The 14,704-nt window shown below is 69.6% G+C and carries 10 protein-coding genes; 5 read left to right on the top strand and 5 right to left on the bottom strand.

What is annotated here, in order from left to right:
• Positions 1 to 39: 39 nt before the first annotated feature.
• Together AC1DYN_RS23845 and AC1DYN_RS23840 are read left to right on the top strand one after the other, a co-directional pair.
• On the top strand, positions 40 to 2,136 hold the full coding sequence (locus AC1DYN_RS23845; RefSeq protein ID WP_477963671.1) for a prolyl oligopeptidase family serine peptidase: 2,097 nt from the start codon (positions 40 to 42) through the stop codon (positions 2,134 to 2,136).
• A gap of 11 nt (positions 2,137 to 2,147) precedes the next feature.
• Positions 2,148 to 2,723: a DUF924 family protein gene (locus AC1DYN_RS23840; RefSeq protein WP_477963669.1), complete on the top strand. Its 576-nt coding sequence runs from the start codon at positions 2,148 to 2,150 to the stop codon at positions 2,721 to 2,723.
• 37 nt (positions 2,724 to 2,760) lie between these two features.
• On the opposite strand, the gene AC1DYN_RS23835 is transcribed toward AC1DYN_RS23840, so the two are convergent.
• Positions 2,761 to 2,919: a DUF3309 family protein gene (locus tag AC1DYN_RS23835; RefSeq protein WP_477963667.1), complete on the bottom strand. Its 159-nt coding sequence runs from the start codon at positions 2,917 to 2,919 to the stop codon at positions 2,761 to 2,763.
• 254 nt (positions 2,920 to 3,173) lie between these two features.
• Between AC1DYN_RS23835 and AC1DYN_RS23830 the strand changes: the two genes are divergently transcribed.
• Positions 3,174 to 4,715, top strand: a complete 1,542-nt coding sequence (locus AC1DYN_RS23830) for a methyl-accepting chemotaxis protein (protein ID WP_477963665.1) — start codon at positions 3,174 to 3,176, stop codon at positions 4,713 to 4,715.
• A gap of 2 nt (positions 4,716 to 4,717) precedes the next feature.
• On the opposite strand, the gene AC1DYN_RS23825 is transcribed toward AC1DYN_RS23830, so the two are convergent.
• The 4 genes from AC1DYN_RS23825 to AC1DYN_RS23810 all read right to left on the bottom strand — a co-directional run bounded on the left by AC1DYN_RS23825 (position 4,718) and on the right by AC1DYN_RS23810 (position 9,635).
• Entirely contained in the window at positions 4,718 to 5,572 is an 855-nt protein-coding gene (locus AC1DYN_RS23825; RefSeq protein WP_477963663.1) for a hypothetical protein, read from the bottom strand.
• A 292-nt stretch (positions 5,573 to 5,864) separates the two neighbouring features.
• Positions 5,865 to 6,545 carry an OmpW/AlkL family protein gene (locus tag AC1DYN_RS23820; protein WP_477963661.1) on the bottom strand — a complete coding sequence of 227 codons (681 nt, stop codon included), beginning with the start codon at positions 6,543 to 6,545 and terminating at the stop codon, positions 5,865 to 5,867.
• Positions 6,546 to 6,571: 26 nt separating this feature from the next.
• A complete protein-coding gene (locus AC1DYN_RS23815; RefSeq protein ID WP_477963659.1) occupies positions 6,572 to 7,729 on the bottom strand; it encodes an SGNH/GDSL hydrolase family protein in 1,158 nt (385 codons plus the stop codon).
• Between the two features lie 190 nt (positions 7,730 to 7,919).
• Positions 7,920 to 9,635: a long-chain fatty acid--CoA ligase gene (locus tag AC1DYN_RS23810; protein WP_477963657.1), complete on the bottom strand. Its 1,716-nt coding sequence runs from the start codon at positions 9,633 to 9,635 to the stop codon at positions 7,920 to 7,922.
• 157 nt (positions 9,636 to 9,792) lie between these two features.
• Between AC1DYN_RS23810 and AC1DYN_RS23805 the strand changes: the two genes are divergently transcribed.
• Together AC1DYN_RS23805 and AC1DYN_RS23800 are read left to right on the top strand one after the other, a co-directional pair.
• Positions 9,793 to 12,108, top strand: coding sequence for a PQQ-dependent sugar dehydrogenase (locus AC1DYN_RS23805; protein ID WP_477963655.1), 2,316 nt, complete (start codon positions 9,793 to 9,795; stop codon positions 12,106 to 12,108).
• Between the two features lie 129 nt (positions 12,109 to 12,237).
• Positions 12,238 to 14,538, top strand: a complete 2,301-nt coding sequence (locus AC1DYN_RS23800) for a PQQ-dependent sugar dehydrogenase (RefSeq protein ID WP_477963653.1) — start codon at positions 12,238 to 12,240, stop codon at positions 14,536 to 14,538.
• Positions 14,539 to 14,704 lie beyond the last annotated feature (166 nt).

Raw genomic sequence — 14,704 nt, 5'->3', positions numbered from 1 at the left:
CTCGCCGCGCCGCTGCTCACCCTGACCTCCTCCAACGCCATGTCGCAAACCCCTGCTTCCGCCGCCGCAGCCTCCGCCGCCGCTTCATCCGCCGCGCAGACTCCGGCCGATCCCTTCGCCTGGCTCGAGGACGTGCAGGGCGAACGCGCGCTGAACTGGGTGCGCGAGCGCAATGCCGCGTCGCAGAAGGAGCTCACCGCGCGCCCCGAGTACGCGCCGACGCGCGCCCAGCTGCTGGAGGTGCTGAACGCGAAGGACCGCATCCCGGCCGTCACGCGCCGCGGCGACTGGCTCTACAACCTGTGGCAGGACGAGAACCACAAGCGCGGCCTGTGGCGCCGCACCACGCTGGCCGAGTACCGCAAGGCCGAGCCGGCCTGGGAGACGGTGCTCGACCTGGATGCGTTGGGCGCGGCCGAGCACGAGAACTGGGTCTGGGGCGGCGCCGCGGTGCTGGGTCCCGACTACCGCCGCTGCCTGGTGTCGCTGTCGCGCGGCGGTGCCGATGCGAAGGTGGTGCGAGAGTTCGACGCGGTCACGAAGCAGTTCGTCAAGGACGGCTTCACGCTGCCCGAGGCCAAGTCCGACCTCGAATGGCTGGACGGCGACACGATCTACGTCGGCACCGATTTCGGCCCCGGCTCGCTGACCGATTCGGGCTACCCGCGCGTCATCAAGCGCTGGAAGCGCGGCACGCCGCTGGCCGATGCGGTCGTGGTGTTCGAGGGCGAGGCCAAGGACGTGGCCGTCAACGTCAGCGTCGACAAGACGCCCGGCTTCGAGCGCACCGTCTTCGTCCGCTCGATCGATTTCTACAACAGCCACCAGTTCCTGCTGGTGAAGGACAAGCTGGTCAAGATCGACGTGCCCGACGACGCGACGATCAGCTTCCTGCGCGACACGATGCTGCTGCACCTGCGCAGCGACTTCAAGGCGGGCAGCGAGAGCTTCGCGAGCGGCTCGCTGCTGGCCACCGATGCGGCCGGCTGGCTGCGCGGCGAGCGCAAGCTGCAGGCCTTGTTCACGCCGACGCCGACGCGCTCGCTGTCGGGCTACACCACCACGCGCGACCACGTGCTGCTGAACGTGCTGGACAACGTGGCGGGCAAGCTGGAGCAATGGCACAAGCATGGGGCCAACTTCACGCGGCGCGAGATCGCCGCGCCCTTCCCCGGCGCGCTGGGCGTCAGCAGCCTGCACGACCCGCTGCTCAAGACCGATGCGCTGGCCGAGCGCTACCTGCTCACCTACACCGACTTCCTGACGCCCGACTCGCTGTACCTGGCGGGCACCGCGAACGACCAGCGCGAGCTGCTGAAATCGCGCAACGCCTTGTTCGATGCCAAGGGCATGCGCGCCGAGCAGCGCTTCGCGACCTCGAAGGATGGCACGCGCGTGCCCTACTTCGTGGTGTGGCCACAGGGCGCCAAGGCCGACGGCACGAACCCGACGCTGCTGTACGGCTATGGCGGCTTCGAGATCTCGCTGAAGCCCTGGTACTCGGGCAGCTTCGGGCGTGCCTGGTACCAGCGCGGCGGCGTGCTGGTGGTGGCCAACATCCGCGGCGGCGGCGAGTACGGCCCGGCCTGGCACCAGAGCGCGGTGAAGGCGCACAAGCAGCGCAGCTACGACGACTTCATCGCGGTGGCCGAAGACCTGGTGGCGCAGAAGATCACCGCGCCGCGCCACCTGGGCATCATGGGCGGCAGCAACGGCGGGCTGCTGGTGGGGGCCACCTTCACGCAGCGGCCCGACCTGTTCAACGCGGTGGTGTGCCAGGTGCCGCTGCTCGACATGCGGCGCTTCCACACGCTGCTGGCCGGCGCATCGTGGATGGCCGAATACGGCAACCCGGACGACCCGGCCGAGTGGTCCTTCATCTCGAAGTACAGCCCGTACCAGAACGTGCGCCAGGACGTGAAATACCCGAAGGTGCTGTTCACGACGTCGACGCGCGACGACCGCGTGCACCCGGCGCATGCGCGCAAGATGGCGGCACTGATGCTGCAGCAGGGGCACGAGCTGTTCTATTACGAGAACATCGAGGGCGGGCACGGCGGCGCGGCCGACAACGAGCAGCGCGCGCACCTGCAGGCGCTGGAGTACAGCTACCTGTGGTTGCGGCTGGGTCGCTGAGGCCGGCGCCGATGGATCCGCGCGCGGCCGAGGTGCTGGGCTTCTGGTTCGGGCCGGCAGCGGCCGAGCCGGCGATGCGGCCGCTGTGGTTCACCAAGAGCGACGCGACCGACCAGGAGATCGCCGAGCGCTTCGGACCGCTGGTCGAAGAGGCGCTGGCCGGCGGCCTGGCCGACTGGACCGCACCGGCCGATGCGGCGCTCGCGCGCATCCTGCTGCTCGACCAGTTCACGCGCAACGTCTTCCGCAGCCGGCCGCGTTCGTTCGACGGCGATGCGCTCGCGCTGGCCGCGAGCCGCGCCCTGTGCGCCGGCGGCGCCGACCTCGCGCTGCCGCCGCTGCGGCGTGCCTTCGCCTACCTGCCGTTCGAGCACGCGGAAGACCTGGCCTGCCAGGACGAGGCGGTCGCCCGCTTCACGCGGCTCGCCGCCGAGGCCCCGCTGCTGCAAGGCATGCTCGACTACGCGCACAGGCACCGCGAGGTGATCGCGCGGTTCGGCCGCTTTCCGCACCGCAACGACATCCTCGGGCGGGCGTCGACGCCCGACGAAGTCCGTTTCCTTCAGCAGCCGGGCTCGCGCTTCTGAGCGCCAGTTGCGACGTCGATCGACACGCCGACGACGGCTAGATGCGCCCCATCAGCAACAGCACGATCAGGATGATGACCACCAGGCCCAGGCCGCCGCTCGGGCCGAAGCCCCAGCTGCGGCTGTGCGGCCAGGTGGGCAGCGCACCAATGAGGATCAGGATCAGCACGATCAAGAGGATGGTTCCGAGCGTCATGGCGGGCTCCGTACTTCGTTGAGTTGTTCGAGGCCTCCACGGTATGGGGCGACCCGGCGAACCCAGGCGGGCCGACGGCGCGTTGCGCTGTAGTCGGCGGGCGCCACCCGCTGTCGCCGCCGTCCTACAAGGCCCTGGATGCACCAGAAAGAGGCTCGGAATCTGCCTCTTTTCTTGGCACTGACACAGGGACCGGTTTTTTAAGCTTCGGTTGCGGCTCAGTCCGTGTAGTTCAACTGACAGAAAGACCGCTCGTGAAGCTCAATCAATTCAAGCTCGGCCAGCGCCTGGGGTTTGCCTTCGGCCTGATCCTCGCGATCACGGCCCTGGTGTCGACCATCGGCGTGTGGCGCCTGGAAACCCTGAAGACCGCCAGCAACGAGCTGGCGACCACCGAGATGCAGCGGCAATCGCTGGCGGCGCGCTGGGCGGCCAGCATCAACCTGAACTGGGTGCGCACCGCGGCCTCGCTGAAGGCCTCGGACGCCGCCTACATCGAGGCGCTGAAGCGCGACATGGATGTCTCGTCGGCCTCGATCAGCGAGATGCAGCAGCGCCTGGACGCGCTGATCCAGGACGAGACCGGCAAGCGGCTGATGGGCGAGCTGGCGACGAAACGCGAGGCCTACCGCGTGTCGCGCAGCGCGCTCTTCAAGCGCAAGCAGGCCGGCGAGGACGTGGCCGTGCAGGTCGACAAGGACTTGTACCCGCTGGCGCAGGACTACCTGAAGGGGCTGGCGGCGATCGACAGCTACATGGACCAGCGGCTGCAGTCCAGCCAGGCGCAGACGCTGGGCATCGCCGTCAGCGGCCAGCGCATCCTGGCCGGCGGCGCGGTCGTCGCGGTGCTGGCGGGCCTGGTGCTCGCGGTGCTGGCGACGCGCTCGATGACGCGCCCGCTGCACCAGGCGGTGGATTCGGCCGAGGCGATCGCCGGCGGCGACCTGTCGCGCGCCATCCATGCCGACGGCCGCGACGAGTGTGCCCAGTTGCTGGGCGCGCTGGGCGGCATGCGCAACCGGCTGGCCGAACTGGTGGCCGACGTGCGGCGCAATGCCGAGGGCGTGGCCACCGCGTCGGCCGAGATCTCGCATGCCAACAACGACCTGAGCGCGCGCACCGAGGAACAGGCGAGCGCGCTGCAGCAGACCGCGGCCGCGATGGATCAGCTGTCGAGCACGGTGCGGATGAACGCCGACAACGCGCGCCAAGCCAACGTGCTGGCGCAGGGCGCCTGCGACGTCGCGGCGCAGGGCGGCGACGTGGTCGGCCAGGTGGTCGACACGATGAAGGGCATCAACGACTCGTCCAGGCGCATCGTCGACATCATCGGCGTGATCGACGGCATCGCGTTCCAGACCAACATCCTGGCGCTGAATGCCGCGGTGGAAGCGGCACGCGCCGGCGAACAGGGCCGCGGTTTCGCGGTGGTGGCCGGCGAGGTGCGCAGCCTCGCGCAGCGCAGCGCCGATGCGGCCAAGGAGATCAAGRCGCTGATCTCGACCAGCGTCGAGCGCGTCGAGCAGGGCACGGTGCTGGTGGATCGCGCCGGCACGACGATGCAGGACGTCGTGAACTCGATCCGCCGCGTCACCGACATCGTCGGCGAGATCAGCACCGCCAGCAGCGAGCAGAGCACCGGCGTGTCGCAGATCGGCGAGGCCGTGACGCAGATGGACACCACCACGCAGCAGAACGCCGCGATGGTCGAGCAAGGTGCAGCGGCGGCCGAGAGCCTGAAGGCGCAGGCGCGGGACCTCGTCAGCACCGTGTCGGTGTTCAAGCTGGCGGCTTGACCTCAGTTGCAGGCCGCGATCAATCTGCGGACTGCGTGGGGGCAGAGCAGGACGTAGCGTTCACCGGCCTTCTGCAACCACTCTGCCATCCTCTGCAGATGGGCGGCGCCCGCCACGGCCACGTAGGTCCGGTCAGCAAATGTGCCAGACTCGCGATCTGCCCGGACGCGCTCCAGGATCGTCTCGGCCATGAAGTCGGAGCGGTAAGGCAAGGTCCCGTCGACCAGCTCGTCCAGGCGGGCCTCCGCGTCGATCACGGCCTTCTGCAGCCGAAGAACTTCCTTGGTCTGTCGCCTGCGGTCGGGAGCCAGCCTCTTGTACCTGGCCAACAGGTCGTCCCTGCGCTGGCGCAACTGCGCGAGAGTGGCCACCGGGTTGAGCTGCTTCCTGGACGATCCCCCTGGATGCACGTCGAGGGCCAGTTGGTCGATCAGCCGATTCAAGGCCCCGGCCACCTCGGCCATCAAGGTCTCGATCTGCACGCCGAGTTCGAAGTCGTCCATGCCCACCGATCCGCCATCCACGTCCGCCTGCGTCGCCGGAATCCCGCGCAAGAAGCCATTCAGCTGCCCGCTGCGGACGTAAGGGTCCGGCAGTTCAACGAAGTGGAGGTCACCGCGCTGCCAGATGGATTCGAGAGCGCGCGTCGCAGGACCTGGCTTGTCGTGGTCCTGCTCGCCGATCAGCACGATCACGCCATCGAGCGACCGGCGCTTGGCCAGGCCGCGACTGGCAACGAGCTTGTAGTCGGCGGCCACAGTCTGCTGCAGCTCGGCGATCATCGGATGCACCGGGCGGGTGGTGCCGGGCTGGTCCACGAGGCAGCTGGCCGTGTCCGGCCAGTCATTGCTTTTCATGCGTGCGGCCACGCATTTGCCGGATTGGCTCCGCTGCTGCTCGAGCCCCCTTTTCAGACGATGCTCGCGCTTCTGGCACTTGCCCGGCTCGGGAAGAAACCGCTCGCACCATCCGCCTGCACGCCCTGGACCCGGGCTCGAGCCAAGCCCGTGAGACTGCGCCCGCTCGCAATCCGTCATGGTTGAATTTCGCATGCGGCCTCAGTGACACCGCCGCGGGGCGAGTTCCGCCATGCACGAAAAAGGCCCTGCCGTCTCGCGACGGCAGGGCCCTCCCCCAACAACGCCTCGATCAGAAGCGGTAGCCGACGAACACCGCCGTGGTGAGCGGGTCCAGCTTGATGTCGAGTTGCTGTCCCGTCGACAAGGTCGTGGTCGTCTTCAGGAAAGTCTTCAGCACCGTCGCGTCGACGAACCAGCGCTCGTTGAACGTGAAGCTCGCGCCGACCTGGATCGTCGCGGCCGCCTTCGAGTCGACCTTCAGCGTGGTCGGGTTCGACGAGGTGCCGCCCGTCAGCGCCGTCAGCGCCGCCGTGCCCTTTTCCTTGTAGAACTTGGCGTAGGTGATGCCGGCGCCGACGTACGGGCGGAACGGCGAGCTCGCCTCCAGGAAACGGTACTGGCCCATCAGCGTGATCGGCAGCGCCTTGGTCTCGCCGATCTTGCCGACGCCGGCGATCGCACCGGCGCCGTTGATGTCGTGCTTGAACGGCATCGACAGCGGCAGGTCGATCGCGACGTTGTCGCTCCACATGTAGGTGATGCCGCCGCCGAACTGGGTGCTCGAGTCGACGTCCGCCTTGGTGCCGGGGAAGGCCGGCGCGCTCAGGTCGCCGCTGTCGACCTTCGGGTCGATGAGCACCGCACCGGCGCGCACCAGCCACGAGCCGGCGGATTGGGCGCTGGCCGCGCCGCTGGCGAACATGCCGGCCACGCAGGAGGCCAGCGCGATGCACTTGAATGTCTTGGTCATGGTTGTTGTTCCTTCGTGCATCCGGTTCACAGCCAGCCCTTGGTGGCCAGGCTCCTCGAGATCAGCTGGCCGAGCAGCTGATGCGCATACGGGGTCGGGTGGAAGCCGTCCGAGAAGGCATAGCTCTTCCACCAGTTCGGGTCGGTCACGCCGGTGGGCGGCGCGGCCGACAGCGCGGCGTCGGTGCAGGTCGCGAAGGTGTACGTCGGCAGTTGGTCGGCGCCTACGCCGGTGATCGGGCAGGCCGGCGTCTTCACGTTGCTCAGGCTGTACTGCGCCGGGATCGCCACCTCTTCGTTGAACGAGGTGTAGAAGTCGACCACCACCACCTTGCCATTGCCGGCGTAGTGGCTGTCCAGCGTGCCGTTGAAGGCCACGATCCAGGCCTTGAAGATCCCTTCGTACTGGGCGCGTGCGGCAGCGCCGCCATCGGTGGCGCCCCCGGCCACGGCCTTGGCCGCGATCGAATCGAGCACCATCTGGAAGCGCGGCGTGTTGGTGATGCCCGGCATGTTCAGCACGGCCACGTAGTTCGCGCCCTTGCCGAGGATGTTGGTGTCGATGGCCGCGCCGAACTGGGTCGCCAGCGCCGCCATGTACATGCCGCCCAGCGTGACCAGGCCGGACTGACCCTTGGCCGCCTCGGTGTTCACCGTGGTCGCGTCCAGCACCGTCTTCAGCAGCGCCACGTAACTCGCGCCGCCGTCGGTGCTGGCCTTCAGGAAGGCGCCCACCAGGTCGGCCGCGTCATTGCCGCCGCCGTCGATCAGCGCCAGCTCGCTCGCGCCGATGTTGGCGCTCGCGGTGGCGTCCTTCATCTGCTGGATCACCGACAGCGGCGAAGCCGGGTTGGTGTAGTTGTTGATGCGCCCGCCGCCGATCGCGTAGTTGGTGCAGCCGGCCGCCGGGTTGACGGCGAAGGTGGTCGCGCCGGTGGCGACGTAGTAGCTGCACATCGTCGAGATGCCGTAGCCCGCCGCGACGCGCTCCGGGAACACCTTCGAATCGCTGCCCTGCACCGTGGCCTTCACGCCGCCGAAGGTGCCGACGTCGGCCAGGCTGTCGCCCATCACCTTGACCGCGGTGATGTTGACCCGGGTCGACGTGTCGCTGCCACCGCCGCCGCAGGCAGCCACCAGCGCCGCCACGCCCAGCGCGACGACATTGCGTTTCCATTGATGCATCCGTATCTCCTGCTTCTCAGTCTTCAGTCCAGCCAAGGGTCGTCGCGCTTTTACTGTCAGCACGAACGTTCGTTTTTCAGAGCAGCGCGGATGTTAGGGGCGTGGGCGAAGCTCCGCCCTGCTGGAAAGCCCGGATTCCCTGCGAACAAAACCACGGATCGAGGCACACGGCCCCGGATGGGCATCCGGGTTACGAGGGTTTTCCCTCCTGCTCCTGCAGCACGCGCCACAGCACCTTGCCGGCGCCCGACTTGGGCAGGCTGTCGGCAAAGCTGACGATGCGCGGCGCCTTGTAGGCCGCCATCTGGTAGCGCGCCCAGTCGACGATGTCCTGCTCGCGGGTCTTGCCTTTCGCCTCGGCGCGCAACACCACCACCGCCTTCACCGTCTCGCCGCGGTAGGCATCGTGCGCCGCGATCACGCAGGCTTCCTGCACCGCCGGGTGGCGGTAGAGCAAGGCCTCCACCTCGGCCGGCCAGACCTTGAAGCCGCTCGCGTTGATCATCCGCTTGAGCCGGTCGGTGATGAAGAAGTAGCCCTCCTCGTCCATGCGCCCCAGGTCGCCGGTGCGGAAGAAGCGCTGCCCCTCGAACTCGACGAAGGCCGCCGCGGTGGCCTGCGGATGCCGCCAGTAGCCCTGGAAGACCATCGGCCCGCGCGTGATGATCTCGCCCACCTCGCCGGGCGGCAGCTCCTGCAGCGTCAGCGGGTCCACCACGCGCGAGTCGACGCCGAAGATCGGGATGCCCAGGCACTGCAGCTTCGGCCGCTCCGGCGGGTTGGCATGGCTGGGCGCCGCGGTCTCGGTGAGGCCGTAGCCCTCGGCGAAGCGCAGCCCGAACTCGGCCTCCAGCCGCTCGGCCACCGCCTGCGGCATCGCGGCGCCGCCACCGCTCAGGTAGCGCAGGCTCGACAGGTCGAAGCTCTTGTAGTGGGGGCTGCCGAACAGGTCGATGATCATCGTCGGGATGCAGGTCCAGTGCGTCGGCCGGTGGCGCGAGATCAGGCGCCCGGCCAGTTCGCGGTCCCAGCGCGGCATCAGCACCGTGGTCGCGCCGTTGTAGACCGGACCGAGCACGCCGTAAACCATGCCGGTGATGTGGAACATCGGCACCACGCCCAGGCTGATGGTCTCGGCACCGGCATGGGCCCAGCAGCCGCCCACCGTGTTCGACATCAGCGTGCGGTGCGTGTGCATGCAGCCCTTGGGCAGCCCGGTGGTGCCCGAGGTGTAGGGCAGCAGGGCCAGGTCATCGGGCTGCGCGGTGTGCGGGCCCGGCAGGTGCGCCTGCGCCAATGCATCGGCCCAGCGGGTGTAGCGTTCGCTCGTGCCTTCGGGCAGCGCCGGATCGCTGCGCAGCCAGGCCTCCATCACCGGCGGCGGTGCGATGCCGGGCTCGATGGCATCCGGCATCGCATCGGCGTAGCGCACCACCAGCACCTGTTGCAGGCGCTCGCCCTCGGGCAGTTCGGCATTGGCCTGCGCGACGTGGACCGCCAGGTCGGCGCTGCAGATCGCCACGCGGGCCTGCGGGTCGGTGATGTAGTGCTTGAACTCCTGCGCCTTGTTCATCGGGTTGACCGGCACCACCACGGCGTTGGCGCGCAGGATGCCGTAGTACGCCGCCACGTATTGGGGGCAGTTCTGCAGGTACAGCGCGACCCGGTCGCCGGCCTGCACCCCCGCCTGCTGCAGCCAGCCCGCCACCCGCTCGGCCTGCTCGCGCAGCGCGCGGAAGCCGAGCGCCTGGCCGAAGAACAGGTAGGCCGGCTTGTCCGGGAAGCGGGTCGATGCGACCTCCAGGTTGAACCACAGCGTGGTCGACGGGATGGCCAGCTCGCGCGGCAACCGGCGCGGCCAGAAGCGGTGGTGCGGGCGGGTCGGAACGGCGGTCTGCTCGGTCACGGCGGGTCTCCGGGTCGGGATCCCCGAGGTATAGCCCAGTGCCCCATCGCCGGCCCAGCGCATCAACCCGCAGCCACCCTGTCGCGCCGGCGACAACAGCGGTGGCCTCCCGGGCATGCCGATTGCCCATGCGGCTGGGCACAACGGGGAGAACGACATGCAATCCTGGCGATCGATGGCGTGGGGTGTCGGGCTGTGCGCAGCGCTGGCGGCCTGCGGCGGGGGCGGTGCAGACAGCGCAGGCGCCGGCATCGAGTCGGCACAGGACGTGCGCATCGCCGCGGTCGGTGCCGCGCCGGTGGTGGCCTATGCCAGCCCGGCAGCGAGCGCGCCGTTCCAGGCCGGCGACACCGTGCTGTTCAGCGGCAGCGCGACCGATGCCGAGGACGGCACGCTGCCGGCCTCGGCGCTCACCTGGTGGGTCGACCTGCACCACGACACCCACACCCACCCGCTGCAGCAGCCGACCGTCGGTGCGAGCGGCAGCATCACGATCCCGGTGCGCGGCGAGACCTCCGCGAACATCTGGTACCGCTTCCACCTGAAGGCCGTCGACAGCGCCGGCAACACCACCGAGAAGGTGCGCGACATCCTGCCGCGCAAGGCGCAGGTGACGCTGGCCACGCAGCCCGCGGGCCTGCAGCTGACGATCGACGGCCAGCCGGTCACCGGCCCGCACAGCTTCACCGGCGTGGTCGGCCTGGAGCGCGACATCGGCGCCGCCGAGCAGGTGGCCAACGGCCGCCGCTACGTCTTCTCGACCTGGAGCGACGGCGGCAGCGCGGTGCACACGATCTCGACGCCGGCCGCCAACACCACCTACGTCGCGACCTTCACCGACCAGGGCCCGGCCGCCAACCTGCCGCCAACCGCCAGCCTCGGCGCGCCGGCCAGCGGCACCGTCGGCAACCCGCTGCTGCTGACGGCGACCGCGACCGACAGCGACGGCAGCGTCGCGCAGGTGCAGTTCTTCGACGGCAGCACGCTGCTCGGCACCGACACCGCCGCGCCGTGGACCTGGACCTGGACGCCCGCCACCGCGGGCAGCCATTCGCTGACGGCGCGCGCCACCGACAACGCCGGCGCAGCCACCCGCAGCGCCGCGGTCGCCGTCAACGTCACCAGGCCGAGCGGCTCCGACACGCAGGCACCGACGATCGCGCTGACCTCACCGGCCAACCTGGCCGACAACCTGAACGGCTGGTTCGACGTGATCGCGAACACCAGCGACAACGTCGGCGTGGCCGGCGTCGAGTTCGAGCTGGACGGTGCGCCGCACGGCAGCATCGACACGAGTGCGCCGTTCCGCACCAGCATCAACACGGCCACCCATGCGAGCGGCCAGCACGTGATCCGTGCCCGGGCGCGCGACGCGGCGGGCAACGTCTCGGCATGGACCGCGCTGACGGTGCAGTTCGGCGGCAGCGTAGCGCTGCCGGCCGGCTTCACGAAGAACGAAGCCTGGGTCGCGGGCCTCGCGAGCGCGACCGCCTTCGCCCAGGCGCCGGACGGCCGCATCTTCGTCGCCGAACAGGGCGGCCGCGTGCGCGTGATCAAGAACGGCGTGCTGCTGGCCACGCCCTTCGCGACGCTGGCGGTCGACTCCGCCGGCGAGCGCGGCGTGATCGGCGTCGCGCTGCACCCGGGCTTCGCGAGCAACGGCTGGGTCTACGTCTACCACACGACCACCGAGGGCGGCACGCACAACCGCATCAGCCGCTTCGTGGCGAACGGCGACGTCGCGGCCGGCGCACCGGTGGCGCTGTTCAACCTGCCGGCGCTGTCGAGCGCGACCAACCACAACGGCGGCGCGATGCACTTCGGCCACGACGGCAAGCTGTACGTGGGTGTCGGCGACAACGCGCGCGGGTCGCCGGCGCAGGACAAGGCCAGCCTGTTCGGCAAGCTGCTGCGGCTGAATGCCGACGGCACCATCCCGGCCGACAACCCGTTCTACGCGACCTCCGCCGGCGACGCCCGCGCCGTCTGGGCCTACGGCCTGCGCAACCCCTTCACCTTCGCGGTGCGGCCCGGCGACGGACGCATCCACATCAACGACGTCGGCGAGGGCACCTGGGAAGAGGTGGACCTGGGCGCACCGGGCGCCAACTACGGCTGGCCGGGCTCGGAGGGCAACGCCAACGTCGGCGCCGGCATCACCGGCCCGCTGTTCACCTACAAGCATTCGGCGACCACGCCGCCGGGCAGCGGCCCGGGCGGCTTCTTCGTCGGGCAGTGCATCGCCGGCGGCGCCTTCTACCCGGTGGGCGGCAGCTTCCCGTCGCGCTACCACGGCAGCTATTTCTTTTCCGACTACGTGACGCGCACCGTCGGCCGCGTCGACCTGGCGAACGGCAATGCGGCCTATGCGTTTTCCCGATTGATCGGAGAACCGGTGGACATGCTGGTGGGCACCGACGGGGCGCTGTACATCCTCACGCGCGCCGGGGTGACGCGCATCTCGGCCTCCTGAACGCAGCCGCTCGCGCACAATGCGCAACACTCATTGCCGGGGCGATACACACGCTGCGCCCCGGTGAGTTGCCGGCGCCGGCAAAGCGCCGACACTGGCGGGCGATCACGAAACAACAACGAGGTGAGCATGATGGGATGGCAGTCGAAGGCCTGGGGGTTGGGGATGGCATGCAGCCTGCTGCTGGCCGGCTGCGGCGGCAGCGGCGGCGACTCGGGCGGCAGCACGCCGGTCGGCAACGCACCGACCGCGACGATCCAGAGTCCGGCTGAAGGCGCGACCTTCAAGGCCGGCGACACCCTCACCTTCACCGGCAGCGCCACCGACCCCGAGGACGGCACGCTGGCAGCGTCGTCGCTCACCTGGTGGGCCGACCTGCACCACGACGCGCACACCCATCCGTTGCAGCAGCCCACCACCGGCGCGAGCGGCACGGTGACCATCCCGGTGCGCGGCGAGACCTCGTCCAACATCTGGTATCGATTCCACCTGCGGGCCACCGACAAGGATGGCCGCAGCACCGAGGTGACGCGCGACGTGCAGCCGCTGAAGGCGCAGGTGACGCTCGCGACGCAGCCGGCCGGCCTGCAGTTGAGGATCGACGGCCAACCGGTGACCAGCCCCAGCACCTTCACCGGCGTGGTCGGCATCGAGCGCGACATCACTGCCGGGACGCAGGTGTTCAACGGCCGCAGCTACAGCTTCGTCAGCTGGAGCGATGGCGGCATCGCCACGCACACCATCTCGACCCCGGCGGCGGACACGACCTACACCGCCACCTTCCAGGACGATGGGCCGGCCACCAACCAGCCGCCGACCGTGACGCTCACGTCCGCGGCGACCGGCGTCACCGGCACCGCGATGACGCTGTCCGCCACCGCGGCCGACCCGGACGGCACGGTCGCGAAGGTCGACTTCTTCGACGGCGGCACGCTGCTGAACTCGGACACGGTAAGCCCCTACGCCTTCTCGTGGACGCCCACCACGACCGGCGCGCACACGCTGACCGCGCGCGCCACCGACAACGCCGGCGCGACGACGACCAGCACGGCGGTGACGGTGACCGTCACGGCGCCGCAAGGCCCCGACACGCAGGCACCGACGGTGACGATCACCGCGCCGGCCAACCTGGCGACCAACCTGACCGGCACGCTGGCCATCACCGCCACCGCGAGCGACAACGTCGGCGTGGTCGGCGTCGAGTTCCAGCTCGACGGCGCGGCGCTGGGCGCCGAGGACACCGCGGCGCCGTACACCGCGAGCGTCGTGACCACCAACCATGCGAGCGGCCAGCACGTGATCCGGGCGCGCGCCCGCGACGCAGCCGGCAACCATTCCGACTGGACCGCGGCCACCGTCAAGTTCGGCGGCAACGTGACGCTGCCGCAGGGCTTCACGATGAACGAGACCTGGGTGAGCGGCCTGAACAACGCGACCGCGTTCGCGCAGGCGCCGGATGGCCGCCTGTTCGTCGCCGAACAGGGCGGCGCGCTGCGCGTCGTCAAGAACGGCGTGCTGCAGGTGCAGCCCTTCACCACGCTGACCGTCGACTCGCAGGGCGAGCGCGGCCTGATCGGCGTCGCGCTGCACCCGAACTTCGCGACCAACGGGTGGGTGTACGTCTACCACACCACCACGCAGAACGGCACGCACAACCGCATCAGCCGCTACGTGGCGACCGGCGACATCGCGAGCCCGGCGGCACCGGTGGTGATCTTCAACCTGCCGACCTTGACGAGCGCCACCAACCACAACGGCGGCGCGATGCACTTCGGCAAGGACGGCAAGCTGTACGTGGGTGTCGGCGACAACGCGCAGGGTTCGCCGGCGCAGGACAAGACCAGCCTGTTCGGCAAGCTGCTGCGCCTGAACGACGACGGCTCGATCCCGGCCGACAACCCGTTCTTCGCGGCAAGCGGCGGTGCGGCCTACGGCGCGGTGTGGGCCTACGGCCTGCGCAATCCATTCACGTTCGCGGTGCGCCCGAGCGATGGCCGCATCCACATCAACGACGTGGGCGAGGTCACCTGGGAAGAGATCGACGTCGGCACCGCCGGCGCCAACTACGGCTGGCCGGGGTCCGAGGGCAACGAGCACGTGACCACCGGCATCACCGCGCCGCTGTTCACCTACAAGCACAGCGCGACCAACCCGGAGGGCAACGGCCCCGGCGGCTTCTTCGTCGGCCAGTGCATTGCGGGTGGCGCGTTCTACCCCGACAGCGGCAGCTTCCCGGCGATGTACCGCGGCAGCTACTTCTTCGCCGACTACGTGAGCCACGCGATCGGCCGCGTCGACCTGGCCAACGGCAACGCCGCCTATGCCTTCGGCAAGGTGGCGGATGCGCCGGTGGACATGGCGGTGGGGACGGCCGACAGCGCGCTGTATGTGCTGACGCGCGGCGGCATTGTCAAGATCACAGCACCGTAGGGAACGGCCGCTGCGCTTGCTCTGACACCGTGTGCCGCGGTCCCGGATTGGCATCCGGGCTACGAATACTTGGTAGCCCGGATGCCAATCCGGGATCTGCGCACACAGACGCTGGTTCAGCAAAGGCGCGGGCGGGCAGGCTGGGGCGCGCCAATCAGGGTGGGGC

The sequence above is a fragment of the Rhizobacter sp. P2_D12 genome (genome assembly GCF_056404395.1).
The sequence above is the reverse complement of the archived record's forward strand: the minus strand, read 5'-3'. Positions and strand labels throughout refer to the sequence as shown.

Excerpts from the sequence above, each read along its gene's own strand:
- AC1DYN_RS23840 (WP_477963669.1), top strand. The coding sequence starts at position 2,148 with ATGGATCCGCGCGCGGCCGAGGTGCTGGGCTTCTGGTTCGGGCCGGCA.
- AC1DYN_RS23835 (WP_477963667.1), bottom strand. The coding sequence starts at position 2,919 with ATGACGCTCGGAACCATCCTCTTGATCGTGCTGATCCTGATCCTCATT.
- AC1DYN_RS23845 (WP_477963671.1), top strand. The coding sequence starts at position 40 with ATGTCGCAAACCCCTGCTTCCGCCGCCGCAGCCTCCGCCGCCGCTTCA.
- AC1DYN_RS23820 (WP_477963661.1), bottom strand. The coding sequence starts at position 6,545 with ATGACCAAGACATTCAAGTGCATCGCGCTGGCCTCCTGCGTGGCCGGC.
- AC1DYN_RS23800 (WP_477963653.1), top strand. The coding sequence starts at position 12,238 with ATGATGGGATGGCAGTCGAAGGCCTGGGGGTTGGGGATGGCATGCAGC.
- AC1DYN_RS23815 (WP_477963659.1), bottom strand. The coding sequence starts at position 7,729 with ATGCATCAATGGAAACGCAATGTCGTCGCGCTGGGCGTGGCGGCGCTG.
- AC1DYN_RS23805 (WP_477963655.1), top strand. The coding sequence starts at position 9,793 with ATGCAATCCTGGCGATCGATGGCGTGGGGTGTCGGGCTGTGCGCAGCG.
- AC1DYN_RS23825 (WP_477963663.1), bottom strand. The coding sequence starts at position 5,572 with ATGAAAAGCAATGACTGGCCGGACACGGCCAGCTGCCTCGTGGACCAG.